At 72.8% G+C, this 14,153-nt stretch carries 12 protein-coding genes; 4 read left to right on the top strand and 8 right to left on the bottom strand.

Going from position 1 to position 14,153, the window contains the following annotated elements; translation table 11 throughout:
* Positions 1 to 51: 51 nt before the first annotated feature.
* Positions 52 to 591 carry an EF-hand domain-containing protein gene (locus tag ACWGIS_RS27320; RefSeq protein ID WP_453365104.1) on the bottom strand — a complete coding sequence of 180 codons (540 nt, stop codon included), beginning with the start codon at positions 589 to 591 and terminating at the stop codon, positions 52 to 54.
* A gap of 446 nt (positions 592 to 1,037) precedes the next feature.
* Here ACWGIS_RS27320 and ACWGIS_RS27315 point away from each other — a divergent pair, with 446 nt between their 5' ends.
* Together ACWGIS_RS27315 and ACWGIS_RS27310 are read left to right on the top strand one after the other, a co-directional pair.
* Positions 1,038 to 1,241 (top strand): cold-shock protein, encoded by a 204-nt coding sequence (locus ACWGIS_RS27315; RefSeq protein WP_100580096.1) that lies wholly within the window; start codon positions 1,038 to 1,040, stop codon positions 1,239 to 1,241.
* Positions 1,242 to 1,549: 308 nt separating this feature from the next.
* On the top strand, positions 1,550 to 3,076 hold the full coding sequence (locus ACWGIS_RS27310; RefSeq protein WP_453365103.1) for a DEAD/DEAH box helicase: 1,527 nt from the start codon (positions 1,550 to 1,552) through the stop codon (positions 3,074 to 3,076).
* Between the two features lie 151 nt (positions 3,077 to 3,227).
* Here the strand turns inward: ACWGIS_RS27310 and ACWGIS_RS27305 are convergent, their stop codons facing one another.
* Entirely contained in the window at positions 3,228 to 3,920 is a 693-nt protein-coding gene (locus ACWGIS_RS27305; protein WP_453365102.1) for a response regulator, read from the bottom strand.
* On the bottom strand, positions 3,905 to 5,221 hold the full coding sequence (locus ACWGIS_RS27300) for a sensor histidine kinase (RefSeq protein WP_453365101.1): 1,317 nt from the start codon (positions 5,219 to 5,221) through the stop codon (positions 3,905 to 3,907). The genes ACWGIS_RS27305 and ACWGIS_RS27300 overlap by 16 nt, the downstream gene beginning before the upstream one ends.
* Positions 5,222 to 5,442: 221 nt before the next feature.
* Between ACWGIS_RS27300 and ACWGIS_RS27295 the strand changes: the two genes are divergently transcribed.
* Together ACWGIS_RS27295 and ACWGIS_RS27290 are read left to right on the top strand one after the other, a co-directional pair.
* Positions 5,443 to 6,135: an ABC transporter ATP-binding protein gene (locus tag ACWGIS_RS27295; protein WP_453365100.1), complete on the top strand. Its 693-nt coding sequence runs from the start codon at positions 5,443 to 5,445 to the stop codon at positions 6,133 to 6,135.
* Complete coding sequence (locus ACWGIS_RS27290; protein WP_453365099.1) at positions 6,132 to 8,510, top strand: ABC transporter permease; 2,379 nt, start codon at positions 6,132 to 6,134, stop codon at positions 8,508 to 8,510. Before ACWGIS_RS27295 ends, ACWGIS_RS27290 begins: the two co-directional genes overlap by 4 nt.
* 118 nt (positions 8,511 to 8,628) lie before the next feature.
* On the opposite strand, the gene ACWGIS_RS27285 is transcribed toward ACWGIS_RS27290, so the two are convergent.
* Genes ACWGIS_RS27285 through ACWGIS_RS27265 form a run of 5 tightly spaced genes read right to left on the bottom strand, consistent with a single transcriptional unit; the run spans position 8,629 to position 14,111 of the window.
* On the bottom strand, positions 8,629 to 9,525 hold the full coding sequence (locus ACWGIS_RS27285) for a Gfo/Idh/MocA family protein (RefSeq protein ID WP_453365098.1): 897 nt from the start codon (positions 9,523 to 9,525) through the stop codon (positions 8,629 to 8,631).
* Positions 9,526 to 9,552: 27 nt separating this feature from the next.
* The gene (locus tag ACWGIS_RS27280) at positions 9,553 to 10,752 is read right to left on the bottom strand and encodes an ROK family protein (protein ID WP_453365107.1); all 1,200 of its coding nucleotides are present in this window, start codon (positions 10,750 to 10,752) and stop codon (positions 9,553 to 9,555) included.
* 17 nt (positions 10,753 to 10,769) lie between these two features.
* On the bottom strand, positions 10,770 to 11,654 hold the full coding sequence (locus ACWGIS_RS27275) for a carbohydrate ABC transporter permease (RefSeq protein WP_453365097.1): 885 nt from the start codon (positions 11,652 to 11,654) through the stop codon (positions 10,770 to 10,772).
* Positions 11,651 to 12,676: a carbohydrate ABC transporter permease gene (locus ACWGIS_RS27270; protein WP_453365096.1), complete on the bottom strand. Its 1,026-nt coding sequence runs from the start codon at positions 12,674 to 12,676 to the stop codon at positions 11,651 to 11,653. The genes ACWGIS_RS27275 and ACWGIS_RS27270 overlap by 4 nt, the downstream gene beginning before the upstream one ends.
* A gap of 31 nt (positions 12,677 to 12,707) precedes the next feature.
* Entirely contained in the window at positions 12,708 to 14,111 is a 1,404-nt protein-coding gene (locus tag ACWGIS_RS27265; RefSeq protein ID WP_453365095.1) for an ABC transporter substrate-binding protein, read from the bottom strand.
* Positions 14,112 to 14,153 lie beyond the last annotated feature (42 nt).

Raw genomic sequence — 14,153 nt, 5'->3', positions numbered from 1 at the left:
TCCCGGCGGCCTTCCGGGCCGACGTGGCTTTCGGACGCGACGGCGGGATCCTCAGGCGGGGAACCGGCCGCAGAGGTAGTTGCCCGGTTCCGTCGGTTCGTCGCTGATCCAGTACTGGCGCCACAGCGACGCGAACCGCTCGCGGCCGAGGTGGCCCTCGTTCCGCGGGTCGAGCAGCTCGAAGACGCCGGTCAGGTCCGCGGGCCGGCCCGTCCAGGTCTCGACCAGCGTGCGGTGCTCCCGAGGCGAGATACGGCCGTCACTGTCGGCGTCCACGACGTCGAAGAGGGTGTCGGCGGTCGCCGTGACGGCGTCCTCCATCGCCGGCAGGCGGTCGACGAGGGCGAGCAGCTCGTCGAAGTCGACGGAGCCGTCCCCGTTGGCGTCCCCGGCCATCAGGAGCGCCGCCCACCAGCCCATGAGCAGCGTCTCCAGCCGGCCGCGCAGCCGCGTGCCGGGCTCCACCCCGGGCAGCCGGCCCCACCGGGCGACCAGCTCGGTGAAGTCCCCCTCGCGCAGACAACCGTCCCCGTCCGCGTCGAACGCCGCGAACATCCCCCGCAACTTGCGCTCCTGGAACGTACTGGCCATGAGCGGCCTCCCCTCGGCACCGGACCGGACGGCGGATCCGCCCGCCGCGGCCGCCGCCAGGTGCCTTCCCCGCCCGCCCCCACAGCGCGCCTCGACCCTCTCGGGCACATCTGCCCGAAGGGTCACCTCGGCCCGCACGCCCCGGAGATCCGCGCACCGGCCTCGCGGGCAGCGCAGGAAACATGCGCCGCCGAAGTGAGAATTACGGGTCCGCGACACGACACGACGCTCGAAAAGTCGTACTTGCCGCGCCCGCAAGCGCGCATCATGCTACGCTGAATCTCAGTTGCAGTTGTGGTTCCCGTAAACTTCAAGTGCCTTGGACGACAATTCGTCGTCGGGCACTTTTGTATTTCCGGTGCTGGTCTCCGGACGGGGTTCATTACGGCGACGCCGGGGTCCACACAGTGCGGGCCCCTGGGCACTGCCCCGAAGGAGAATTAGACATGGCTACTGGCACCGTCAAGTGGTTCAACGCGGAAAAGGGCTTCGGCTTCATCGAGCAGGAGGGTGGCGGCCCGGACGTCTTCGCCCACTACTCGAACATCGCCGCTCAGGGCTTCCGCGAGCTCCAGGAAGGCCAGAAGGTGAACTTCGACGTCACGCAGGGCCAGAAGGGCCCCCAGGCGGAGAACATCACTCCCGCCTGACACTGACACCGCACAAGACAGCTGGGGCCCGCACCTCGCGGTGCGGGCCCCGGCTTGTTGCTTTCCCGGGTGTCCCGCCGATGTACGCAGGGTGAACCGCGTGCCTCGGGGGCCCCGGCCCGGGGCCGGGGATGCGGGCCGGTCGTCCATTCCCGTGGATTTCCGGCCCTCTTCCGCCGGCCCCGCAGTCTTCCCGCGCCGGGCGACCGGCCAGTTTTTTTGTCTTGCATTCGGCTCGTTCTTGCAATTCGTTCGGCTTATCGCTGCCGAGAATTCCTCGATACGTGCCATATCGAGGAAGGTTCTCCATGAACCGTTCAGCTCGCACGAACGACCGTTACTCCGGAAAGCGCAAGGACGGCTTCGCCGGTTCCGACCGGGGTGCCCGCTTCCGCCCGCAGGGCCAGGGGCGTCCCGTCACCCGTCCGGACGGTTCCGGGCGCCGCCCTTCCGCACCGCAGGGTGAGTTCGCGCTGCCCGTGAGCGTCACGCCCGCCCTCCCCGCCGTCACGGCGTTCGGGGAACTCGATCTTCCCGCCGAGCTGCTCGGGACGCTCACCGACCTCGGCATGCACGAGCCGTTCCCCATCCAGGCCGCCACTCTGCCGAACTCCCTCGCGGGCCGGGACGTCCTGGGCCGGGGTCGCACCGGATCCGGCAAGACCCTCGCCTTCGGCCTCGCCCTCCTCGCCCGTACGGCGGGACAGCGCGCCGAGGCCCGCAAGCCGCTGGCCCTCGTGCTGGTCCCCACGCGCGAGCTGGCCCAGCAGGTCACCGACGCGCTCACACCCTTCGCCCGGCTGCTGAAGCTGCGGCTCGCCACCGTCGTCGGCGGCATGTCGATCGGGCGGCAGGCCGGCGCGCTGCGCTCCGGCGCCGAGGTCGTCGTCGCCACCCCCGGGCGCCTCACGGACCTCATCGAGCGCAAGGACTGCCGTCTGGACCGGGTGAGCATCACCGTCCTGGACGAGGCGGACCAGATGGCCGACATGGGCTTCATGCCGCAGGTCACCGAGCTGCTCGACCAGGTCCGCCCGGACGGCCAGCGCATGCTGTTCTCCGCGACGCTGGACCGCAACATCGACCTGCTGGTCCGTCGCTACCTGCACGACCCGGTGGTCCACTCGGTCGACCCGTCGGCGGGCGCGGTCACCACCATGGAGCACCACGTCCTGCACGTGCACGGCGCCGACAAGTACGCCACGGCCACCGAGATCGCGGCCCGTGACGGGCGCGTCCTGATGTTCCTGGACACCAAGCACGCGGTCGACCAGTTCACCCGGCACCTGCTGAGCAGCGGGGTGAAGGCCGCGGCGCTGCACGGCGGCAAGTCGCAGCCCCAGCGGACCCGTACGCTCGCCCAGTTCAAGTCCGGCGGCGTCTCGGTGCTCGTGGCGACCAATGTCGCGGCCCGCGGCATCCACGTCGACGACCTCGACCTCGTGGTGAACGTGGACCCGCCGGCCGACCACAAGGACTACCTGCACCGCGGTGGGCGTACGGCCCGCGCGGGCGAGTCCGGCAGCGTGGTCACGCTGGTGCTGCCCAACCAGCGCCGTGACATGACCCGCCTGATGTCCGTGGCGGGCATCCGGCCGCAGGTCACCCAAGTACGTTCCGGCGAAGCCGAGTTGAGCCGCATCACCGGGGCGCAGGCGCCGTCCGGGGTACCGGTCGGCGGCGCCCCTGTCGTCGAGCGCCCCAAGCGCGGGGGTGCCCCGTTCCGCGGCATGGGCACCCGCCCGGGCCGCGCCGGCGGCGAGTCCCGCCGGGCCACCGAGGCGCGCCAGACCGCCGAGGCCCGCAAGGCCGCCCGGATCCGCCGGGGCGTCTGAGCACGGCGCACCGGCCGTACCGGGCGTTCGGGCGCGATGCGCCGGCGTGCCGGGCCCGACGGGTCCGGCACGACCGGGCGAGGACCGCGGCCACCGTACCCCGGAGACCAACGGCGGCTGCGCGCACGGTGGTTGAACCCCGGGTACCGCGTCAGGCGGGACCGCCCGGGGAGATCAGCCCCGTCTCGTAGGCGAGGACGACGGCCTGGACGCGGTCGCGGAGGCCCAGCTTGGACAGGATGCGGCCCACGTGCGTCTTGACCGTCGTCGGGCTGAGGAACAGCCGGTCCGCGAGTTCCGCGTTGCTCAGCCCCGTCGCCAGCAGGCGCAGCACCTCCAGCTCGCGCGGGGTCAGTTCGGACAGGCCGCTGTGGATTCCGGGCGGCGTCGCCTCCTCCCGTTGCGCGAAGCGCTCGATGAGCCGGCGCGTGATGGCGGGCGCGAGCAGGGCGTCCCCGGACCGCACCAGGCGTACGGCCGCCACCAGGTGCTCCGGGGTGACGTCCTTGAGCAGGAACCCGCTCGCGCCCGCGGTGAGCGCCGCGTAGACGTAGTGGTCCAGGTCGTACGTGGTGAGGATGACGACCCGCGTCCCCTCCAGGCCCGCGTCGCCCAGGATGTGCCGGGTCGCCTCGATGCCGTCCATGTTCGGCATCCGGATGTCCATGAGGACGACGTCGGGCCGGGTGCGGCGGACGGCGGCGACGGCCTCGGCCCCGTCCGCCGCCTCGGCCGTCACCTCGATGCCGTCGGCGGCCAGGATCATCCCGAAGCCCGTGCGGACCAGGGCCTGGTCGTCGGCGATGACCGCGCGCAGCGCCGGCTCGTTCACGCGGTCCGCCACGGCACCCGGGCCTTGATCCGGTAGCCGCCGGCGAGGGTCGGGCCGGCGGTGAGGCCGCCGCCGTAGACCGCCAGGCGTTCGCGCAGGCCGATCAGCCCCCGGCCGTTGCCGTCCACCGGCGGCCGGTCGTGGGTTCCGCCGGTGTCGACGACCTCGATCTCCAGGCAGTCGCCGGTGTAGCCGATCATGACGGAGGCCTCGGCGCCGGCCGCGTGCTTGAGCGTGTTGGTCAGCGCCTCCTGCACCACCCGGTACGCCGTGAGGTCCACGCCGGGCGGCAGCGGGTCCGGGGGCAGCGAGAGCGCGACACCGACCGGTGTCCCGGCCGCGCGGACCCGCTCCACCAGGGCGTCGAGCCGGGCCAGACCGGGCTGCGGTTCGAGGCCGTCGGCCGGGGTCTCGGCGCGGCCCGCGTCCGGTCCGGCGAGCAGGCCCATCACGTGCCGCAGTTCCGCCATGGCGGCCCGGCCGCCCGCCTCGACCGCCAGCAGCGCCTCTTTCGAGCGCTCCGGTGCCGCGTCCATCACCGTGCGGGCCGCGCCCGCCTGAATGACCATCACGCTCACATTGTGGGTGACGACGTCGTGGAGTTCGGCGGCTATCCGGGCCCGCTCCTCCTCCACCGCCCGGCGCATGGCCTCCTCCTGCCCTTGCTGCAACGCGGTGAAGCGCTCCCGGCTGGCGGCCAGCCGGCTCTGCCAGAAGCGGACCAGGCCGGCCAGCAGCCCCGCCACCAGCAGCACGACCGCGGGGCTCGACCACCCCGGGAGCATGGGTTCCGTCTCGCGGAACGCGAAGCCCGCCATGACGGCGGCGACAACGAGGCCGACCGTCGCCCACGTCCGGTGCCGGCTGTGGACGACCGCGCCGTAGGCCGCGATGACGCAGGTCAGCACGTTGATCCAGGAGGCGTCGTCACCGATGACCAGCGCCGCGCCCAGGACCACCGCGAACACGGCCAGCGGACGGCGGCGCATGAACGCCAGCGGCAGCGCCGACAGCACGACCAGGGCCCAGTGCGCGGTGGGGGGCCGCTCCTCCATGAGCGGCCCGCCGGGGGCCGGGGGCCGGGGCGGCTCCGGGGGAACCGGGGGCAGCGGGCCGTGGGCGCCGCCCGGACCGAGCCGTACCGGTCCGTCGCCGGGGTAACGCGCCGCCACGTACAGCGCGATGGCGGTCAGGACGACCGCCAGCGCCACGTCCGCGTACACGGCGCGCCTCGGCGGCGCGGGCGGCTGCCCCTCCGGTGCGAACGCGTCCCGCAGTCGTCGCCGCCATGCCCGTCGGCCGTCCGTCTCCATCCGGTCATTGTGGAGCCCGCTCACCGCCGCCGCGTCCGCCTGGGCGGCCGGACCTCCGTACCCGAGGAGTACGCCGCAGGGACGACCCCGGGCCGGGTCCTCCGCGGGGAGGGCCGGATGTCGGTGCCGCGGCCGACGCGTCCCCGGCCGCCCGCGCCCTACGTTCACCTGGCCGGCACCGCACGTCCCGAACCCACCCGAACCGAAGGACGGACCGTCCCATGACCCAGGTGATCCAGCTGGAGGGCGCCGCCAAGCGCTACGACAGCGCCGGCGCACCCGCGCTCGGCCCGCTCACACTCTCCGTGAACCGGGGCGAGGCCCTCGCCGTGACCGGCCCCTCCGGCAGCGGCAAGTCCACGCTGCTGAACCTCGTCGCGGGCCTGGACAAGCCGACCGCGGGCACGGTGACCGTGGCCGGACAGCGCGTCGACGGGCTCGGCGAGCACGCGCTGGCCCGCTTCCGGCGCGAACACGTCGGCATGGTCTTCCAGTTCTTCAACCTCCTCGACGACCTCACCGTCGCCGACAACATCCAGCTCCCGGCCCAGCTCACCGGGACCTCCCGGCGGGCGGCGGCGGCCCGGGCCGCGGAACTCATGGAACTGCTCCGCATCGGGCAGCACGCCCGCGCCTACCCGGGACGGCTCTCCGGCGGCGAGCGCCAGCGGGTCGCGGTGGCCCGGGCGCTGGTGAACCGGCCCGCGCTGCTCCTCGCCGACGAACCGACAGGCGCGCTGGACACCGCCTCGGGACAGGACGTACGGGACCTGCTGGTCGACCTGCACCGGGGCGGCCAGACCGTCGTCCTGGTCACGCACGACCTCGCGCTCGCCGAGGCGTGCGCGAGCCGCACGATCCACCTGGTCGACGGGCACCTCGCCCTCGACTCGCTCACGGAGGCGGTCCGTTGAGCGCCTTCGGCACCGGTGCGCTGGGCCGTGTCGTACGGTCGGGCGTGGGCCGGCGGCGCGTGCAGACGGTGGTCGTCGCGATCGCCACGATGATGGCGGTGGCCTCGGCCGTGGTCGCCGGGTCGCTCATGGTCGCCGCCCAGGCGCCGTTCGACCGGGCCTTCGCCCGGCAGCACGGCGCGCACCTGACCGTGCAGTTCGACCCGGGGAAGGCGAGCGCCGACCGGGTCGCGGCCACCGCGCGGCAGCGGGGTGTCAGCGGGAGCGCGGGACCGTACCCCGCCACGACGATCAGCCCCGTGGACGAGGGCGGCGGCCACCTGCCGCGCCTGACCCTGGTCGGGCGGTCCGCGCCGGAGGCCGACGTGGACGAGCTGGATCTGACGTCGGGCCGCTGGGCGGCCCGGCCCGGCGAGATCGTGCTCTCCGCGACCTTCGCCGGGCCCGCGTTCAGCCTCGGCACCGTGCTGCGCACCTCGGACGCGGCGGACGGCACGGCGCTCACCGTCGTCGGCCTGGCCGTGTCGGCGAGCAGGACCGCCGACGCCTGGGCAACTCCCGCGCAGACCAGAGCAATTGCCTCGCCGGACAACCCGCTCACCCGTCAGATGCTCTACCGGCTGGACTCCGCGGGCACGAGCGCGGACATCACCGCCGGGCTGAAGCGGCTCACCGCCGCCGTGCCGTCCGGAGCGCTGCTGGGCAGCCAGTCCTACCTGGACACCAAGCGCGAGAGCGACCGGGGCGCGGCGCCGACCATCCCGTTCCTCGTGGCCTTCGGTGTGCTCGGCATCGTCATGTCCGTGATCATCGTCGGCAGCGTCATCGGCGGCGCCGTCGGCACCAGCCTGCGCAGGATCGGCATCCTCAAGGCGATCGGCTTCACGCCGCGCGAGGTGGTGCGCGCCTATGTCGCGCAGGCGCTGATCCCGGCGAGCGCCGGCATCGCCCTCGGCGTGGTGCTGGGCAACCTGCTGGCCGTGCCGCTGCTGCGGGACACCGAGCAGGCGTACGGGGGCGCCTCCCTGTCGGTGGCGTGGTGGGTGGACGTCGTGGTCCCGGCCGCCGCGCTGCTGGTGGTCGCGGTCGCGGCGCTGGTGCCGGCGCTGCGGGCCGGGCGGCTGCGGACGGTCGAGGCCATCGCGGTCGGCCGGGCACCCCGGACCGGGCGCGGCCGGTGGGCCCACCGCGCGGCGGGACGGCTGCCGCTGCCGCGGGCGGTGACCTACGGTCTCGCCGCCCCCTTCACGCATCCGGTCCGTGCGGCGGCGATGCTCCTCGCGGTGGCCTTCGGGACGGTCGCGGCGACGTTCGCGGTGGGGCTCACCGCGTCCCTGAACGCGGTCGGCGACGCGCAGGACCCCGAGGACCGGGCCGCGGTCACCGTGATCACCGGCGTCGGCGGCCCCGGCGGCGGGGGCGGGACCGTGCGCCGGGAGCGGGACGGGACAGAGGCCCCGGCCGCGGACCCGGCGCGGGTGCGTGCCGCCGTCGAGGCGCAGCCCGGTACGGCCTCCGCGTACGGCACGAGCGAGGTGGACGTGAGCGCGACCGGTCTCGCCGGTCCGACGCGGGCCACCCTCTACCAGGGCGACTCGGGGGCGGCCGGCTACGAGATGATCGCCGGGCACTGGATCGAGCGCGCCGGGCAGATCGTCGTGCCCACGCGGTTCCTGGAGAAGACCGCGGCCGGGATCGGTGACACGGTGCAGGTGACGTACGCCGGGCGGACGCGGGCCCTGCGGATCGTCGGCGAGGTCTTCGACACCTCGGACGGCGGTCTGCGGATCCACGCGGAGATGGCGGACTTCGCCGGCGCCGAGCCGCAGGTCTACCTCGTCGACGTCGAACCGGGCGTCGCACCGGCCGCGTACGCCGGGGAACTCGCCGCGGTGGTGCGGCCGCTGGGCGGTGACGCGTTCGCCGGATCGCCCTCGGAGCGGGAGAACATGATCCTCCTCCTGGAGGCGATGGCGGGCCTGCTCACCCTCATGCTGGTCTCCGTGGCCGGACTCGGGGTGCTCAACTCCGTCGTCATCGACACCCGGGAACGCGTCCACGACCTCGGTGTCTGCAAGGCGCTCGGCATGTCGCCGCGGCAGACCGTGGGGCTCGTCCTCGCCTCGGTGGGCGGGATCGGCGTGCTCGGCGCCCTGCTCGGCGTACCGGCCGGACTCGCGCTGCACGGCCATGTCCTGCCGGTGATGGGACGCGCCGCGGGCACCGGCCTCCCGCCGTCGGTCCTCGACGTGTACGCCCCCTGGCACCTGGCCCTCCTGGGCCTGGCCGGTCTCGCGATCGCCCTCCTCGGCGCGTCGCTTCCGGCGAGCTGGGCGGCCCGGACCCGTACGGCGACGGCGCTGCGCACGGAGTAGGCGGGCGCGGTGGCTTTCCGGTCCCCGGGGCCGCCGGTGCGGTACCGCCGGTCCCGCACCGGGATCAACGGCCGCTTGTGCTCATCCACTTGGCCGTCGCCACCTCGGCCCACCGGGATCAGGCGGCCGGGGTGGCCTGGGCGATGAGCCGCTGGAGGTGCAGGCCGCGCCGGGCGTCCAGTTCCGTACTCCTGCCGGTGCGCACGGAGTCGGCGAATTCGCGGCGCAGCACGGGCCAGCACTCCTCGTGGTCGAGTTCGGCGGTGTCGTAGACGAGTTCGGGGTGGGGGCCGAAGAGTTCGACGCGGGTGACGGCGTGCGGGAGGTTCACCGAGCCGGACAGGGACGCCTGGCTGACCGCGCCGTTGACGTGTTCGCAGGTCAGCTCGATCCAGCGGCGCGGGTCCCCCGTTCCGCGGACGTGGGCGATGGGTCCGACGGCGGCGTCCAGCAGGTCCAGCAGGTGCGGGCCGAGGTCGAGCAGGGCGCCGTGCTCCAGACGCCAGGTCGTGGCGAACTCGCCGCCCAGGAAGGCGCCGTGGAGGTAGCGGGAGCGTGCCCCGGAGACGTCGAGCCGCCGGGCGGCGTCCACGAAGGCGCGGGTGACCGGGTGGTACCGCTTGGTCAGTACGAGCTGGGAGACCACGCCGGCCTCGTCCACGGCGTCGGCCAGCCGCTCGGCGGAGGCGAGGTCCGGGCCGAGGGGCTTCTCCAGGAGCAGGGCCTTGCCCGCCTTGGCCGCGCGCGGGGCGAGTTCGGCCTGGACGGCGGGCGGCACGGCGAAGGCGACGGCCTCGCAGCTGTCGAGCAGTTCCTCGAACGTGGCGACGGCACGGGCGCCGTGGGGTGCGGCGGTCTCGCGGGCGGCGTCCGGGCGGCGCGCCCAGACCGCGCTGAGGCGGGTCTCGGGGCCGGTGGCGAGCATGCGGGCGTGCATGGCGCGGGCCCACGGCCCGGCTCCGACGAGGCCGACCTCGACCGGGTGGTCGTTCCACGCTGCTGGTGCGGCGGTCACGGGGGTGTCCTGTCTGTGCGGGCGCCGTCAGCCGTTGTGCGCGGTGAGGCGGGCGTCGGCGCGTTCTGGGGAGTAGAGGAAGTCGACGACCATGGCGCCGGCTCCTATGAGACCGGCGTGGTCGCCGAGCCGGGAGGTGACGATCTGGAGGTTGGCGGTGGTGCGCGGCATGGCGCGCTGGTAGAGCAGTTCGCGGACGCCGGTCATGAAGGGGACCCCGGAGAGGTCGCCGGCGAGCATGAGGACTCCGGGGTTGAGCAGGGTCACGACGGTCACGAGGACCTCCCCCGCGCGCCGTCCGGCCTCCCGGGCCAGCCGGATGGCGTCCGGGTGCCCGTCGGCGAGCAGCCGTCTCACGTCGGAACCGGAGGCGGTGTCGAGGCCGAGCGCGGACAGTTCACGGGCGAGTGCGCGGCCGCTGGCCACGGCGGCCAGGCAGCCGTAGGAGCCGCACATGCACAGGGCGTCCGGGCGGTCGTGCAGGCGGATGTGCCCGATGTCGCCGGCGCCGCCGTCGATCCCGCGGTACACCTCGCCGTTGACGACGACTCCGGCGCCGATGCCGGTGGAGACCTTGACCAGGACGAACGCGGAGCACTCCCGGTGGCTGGCCTGGTACTCGGCGAACGCCATCAGGTTGGCGTCGTTGTCGACGAAGACGGGCACGGGACCGTCCTCCAGGCTGCGTCCCACGTGCTGTTCGTACGCCTCCTGCATGCGCGCCCGGATGGGGTACTGGTCCCAGCCGGGCATGATCGGCGGCTGGACGACCCGGCCGGTCTCCCACTCGACCGGGCCGGGCACGGACAGCCCGATCCCGCAGATGCGCGCGGGGTCGGTCCCGGCGGCGGCGATCAGGTCGGGGAACCAGCCGGCGAGCCGGTCGAGGACCTGGTCGGGGCCGTCGCTGATGTGCAGGGGCGCGGTGTGCTCGGCGAGGATCGTGCCGGCCAGGTCGAGCACGGCCGCGCGGGCGTGGCGGGTCTCCAGGTCGATGGCGATGACCGCGGCGTGCGTGGTGTCGAAGACCAGCCGGTGGGAGGGACGTCCGCCGGTGGAGGTGCCGTCGGCGTGCCGGAGCCAGCCCGCGCGGTTCAGGAGGTCGAGGCGCTGTCCCACGGTGGAGCGGGACAGGCCCGTGACGCGTTGCAGGTCGGCCCGGGTGTTGGCACGGCCGGTGCGGATGAGGTCGAGCAGCTCGCCCGGACTGGCCTGGTTCGGCGTCATCATGTGCTCCCCCGTTGTCAGCTCTTGTCGGCGCCGCTGGTGAGGCCCTCGGTGAGCAGGCGCTCGGCGGCGAAGAACAGAAGTACCACGGGGATGGTCAGCACCACGGACCCGGCCATGAGGACCGTCTTGGGCACCTCGATGCCGTTGGACAGCTGGGCGAGCCCCAGGGACACGGTCCACTTGCCGGGGTCGGCGGCGAGGAACAGCAGGGCGAACAGGAACTCGTTCCAGGCGATCATGAAGACGTACAGCCCGGTCGCCATCAGGGACGGCAGGGCGAGCGGCAGGATCACCTTGCGCATGGTCTGCAGCCGGGAGGCTCCGTCGAGGGCCGCCGCCTCCTCGATGGAGAAGGGGATGGTGACGAGGTAGTTCTTCAGCATGTAGATGGTCACGGGCACCGTCTGGGCGACGTAGACGATCGCGAGGCCGACCAGGCTGGAGGACAGTCCGATCCTGGCGAAGATGACGAAGAGCGGGACGGCCAGCAGCGTCGTCGGGAACAGGTACACGGCGAGGAAGAACGCGCTGATCTGGCGGTGGCCGAAGAACTTCAGCCGGCTGACGGCGTAGGCGCCGGGCACGGCCGCGACGAGGGTCAGGATCACGGTGCCCAGCGACACCAGCGCGGAGTTGAGCAGGAAGTCGAGGAATCCCTGGCCGCCGTCGTCGGCGGAGCGCAGGACGTCCCGGTAGGTGGAGAGGGTGAAGTCCTTGCCCGACACCCACAGGGAGCCGGGGTCGAGCAGGAGCGCGTCGATGGGCTTCAGCGACAGCAGCACCATGTAGTAGAAGGGGAGGACGGTGATCACCACGAGGAACGCGATGACGAACCAGCGCAGGACGCCGAAGAACCGCTCCTCGAACCGGGCCCGGGTCAGGGCCGCCTTGCGGGTCACGCTTCCTCCTGGACCTTGTTGCCGAAGAACTTGAAGTAGAGGCCCAGCAGGATCACCAGGCAGCCGGCCAGGACGAGGGCCTGGGCTGCCGCCGCTCCCACGTCGTAGCGGGCGGTGAGGAAGTCGTAGACGCGTACGGCGGCAACGTCGGTGCCCGCGCCGCCACCGGTGAGCAGGTAGACGTCGTCGAACTTGTTGAACGTCAGGATGAAGCGCAGCACGCACAGCAGGGCGATCACGGGCATCAGCTGCGGGAGCAGGATGTGCCGGAAGCGCTGGCTGGGGGTGGCGCCGTCGACGAGCGCGGCCTCCTCGAGACCGTCGGGCACCGCCTGGAGCCGGGCCAGGATGAAGAGGAAGGCGAACGGGAAGTAGCGCCAGGTCTCGAAGGCGATGACGGTCAGCAGGGCCAGCGGGATGTCGAAGTGCAGGCCGAGCAGGTGGACTTCGTACGCGCGGGTGGAGAGGAAGGCGATGGGGTCGTCCCAGCCGAACAGGCGCCGGCCCCAGTCGTTGACGACGCCGTACTGGGGGCTGAGGGCGACCTCCCAGACGAACGCGACGGCCACGACCGGCGCTACGTAGGGCAGGAGCATCGCGGCGCGCAGCAGGCCCCGGCCGCGGAAGGGCTTGCGCAGGGCGAGCGCGGCGACGAGTCCCAGCAGGACGGAGCCGCCGGTGGCGCCGACGGTGTAGATGAGTGTCGTGGACAGGCTCGACCAGAAGCCTTCGGAGCCGAAGACCTGGCTGAAGTTGTCCAGGGACCAGTTGCCGAACAGGCCCATGCCCTGGATGTCGACGAGCTTGGCGTTCTGGAAGGCGAGCAGCACCGTCCACAGGATGGGCAGGACCACCACGACGAGCACGACGAGGAAGGTGGGTGAGACGAAGGCGAGTCCGGCGCGGTTCGCGCGGCGGCTCGCGGTCATCGGCCGGCGGGGAGCCGCGGGGGTGACGGGCTTCCGGTCGGACGGGCCCGGGGGCTGGGGACGCTGCGTCGCGTCCGATGGGGCTGTTGTCATGGCGAGACCTCTGGTGACGTGCGGCGAACGGCTACTGCAGGGACTTCTTCAGGGCGGCGACCTCGTCGTCGGCTTCCCGGGCCGCTTCGGTGGGGGTGAGCTGGCCGCCGGTCATGGCGCCGATGACCTTGGGGACGGGCAGTTCGCCGTTGGTGGCGCCGACGAGGGCTCCTTCGCCCTGGGTGATGCCCCAGCGGCGCATGTTGCTGACGCCGTCGGCGAGCTGGTCGAGCAGGGGCTTGGGAAAGACCTCGTCCAGTGGCTTGCGGGTGTCGACGCCGATGTCGCTGTGCCGCCAGGCGTCGAGGTAGCGCCCGGGGTCGGCGGCCGTGCCCGTGCGGACGGGGATCTTGCCCTCGGGCGCGAGGCCGAACCAGGACTCGTAGCCGGCGCCCATCATGTACTCGATGAACTCGCGGGAGGCCGCCGTCTCGGCGGTCTTGGTGGTCACCCAGGAGGTGATCTCGCCGAACTGCGCCGGCCGGGCCGCGTCGGGGCCCTTGAGCGCGGTGACGATCCCGCTGTTGTCCGAGAGGTACCGGGGGTCCTTCCTGCACTCGGGGCAGCTCGGCAGCGCGTCCTTGCGCAGTCCGGCCAGCTCGTCCAGGAGGAACGAGGACCAGATCACCATCGAGGAGCGGCCCGCGAAGTAGGTGGCGCGGGTGGAGTCGACGGTCTGGGTGCCGGGTGCCCCGTAGTCGCGGGCGAGCTTGTCGTAGGTGTCGAAGGCGACGCCGCACCGCGCCGAGTCGAGGGCGACCTCGTGCCGGTCGTCCACGAGCTGGCAGCCGTTGGCGAGGGCGAGGCTCTCGAAGCTCTGCGAGGTGAAGACGTCACTGGGGTCCGTGGCGGCGGACATCCCGTCGTGGCCCTTGGTGGTGAGCTTCTTCGCCGCCTTCAGGGCGCTCGCGTACGTGTCGGGAGCGCCGAGGCCGGCCTTGTCGAGCTGGTCCTTGCGGTAGACGAGCAGCTGGAGCCAGGCGTCGGAGGGGACTCCGAGGCTCTTGCCGCCGTCGGAGGTCAGGTCCAGGGCGTTGGCGTTGAACGTGTCGCGGCCCAGCTCCCCGATGATCTCCCGCGGGATGTCGGTGTTGAGCAGCCCGTTGGTGTACATCTGCCAGGTCTGGCCCATGGGCGCGGCGCCGATGACGTCGGGCAGGTCGCCGGCGGCCGCGGCGGACATGATCAGCTGGGGCATCTGGCCTTCGTCGACGCCCACCAGGTGGACCTTGATCCCGGTCTTCTTCTCGAAGCCGTCGATGATCTTCCGGGTCGCGCCCACCCTGTCGGGGAGGTTCTCCTGCGACCAGACGGTGATCTCCCGGTCCGGTCTGCCGGGTCCTGTGCTGTTGGCACAGCTGGTGAGCAGTCCGAGTGCCAGGGCTGCCGTGACACCGGCCGCGGTCGTCCTCGACCGCCGGGTCCTCGTGCGCATTGCATGTCCTCATCGCCGACTTACGTCTACTGAGCACGCATC

It is taken from the genome of Streptomyces sp. NPDC054842 (assembly GCF_053611025.1).
This window is presented reverse-complemented; position numbering and strand designations above follow the sequence as displayed.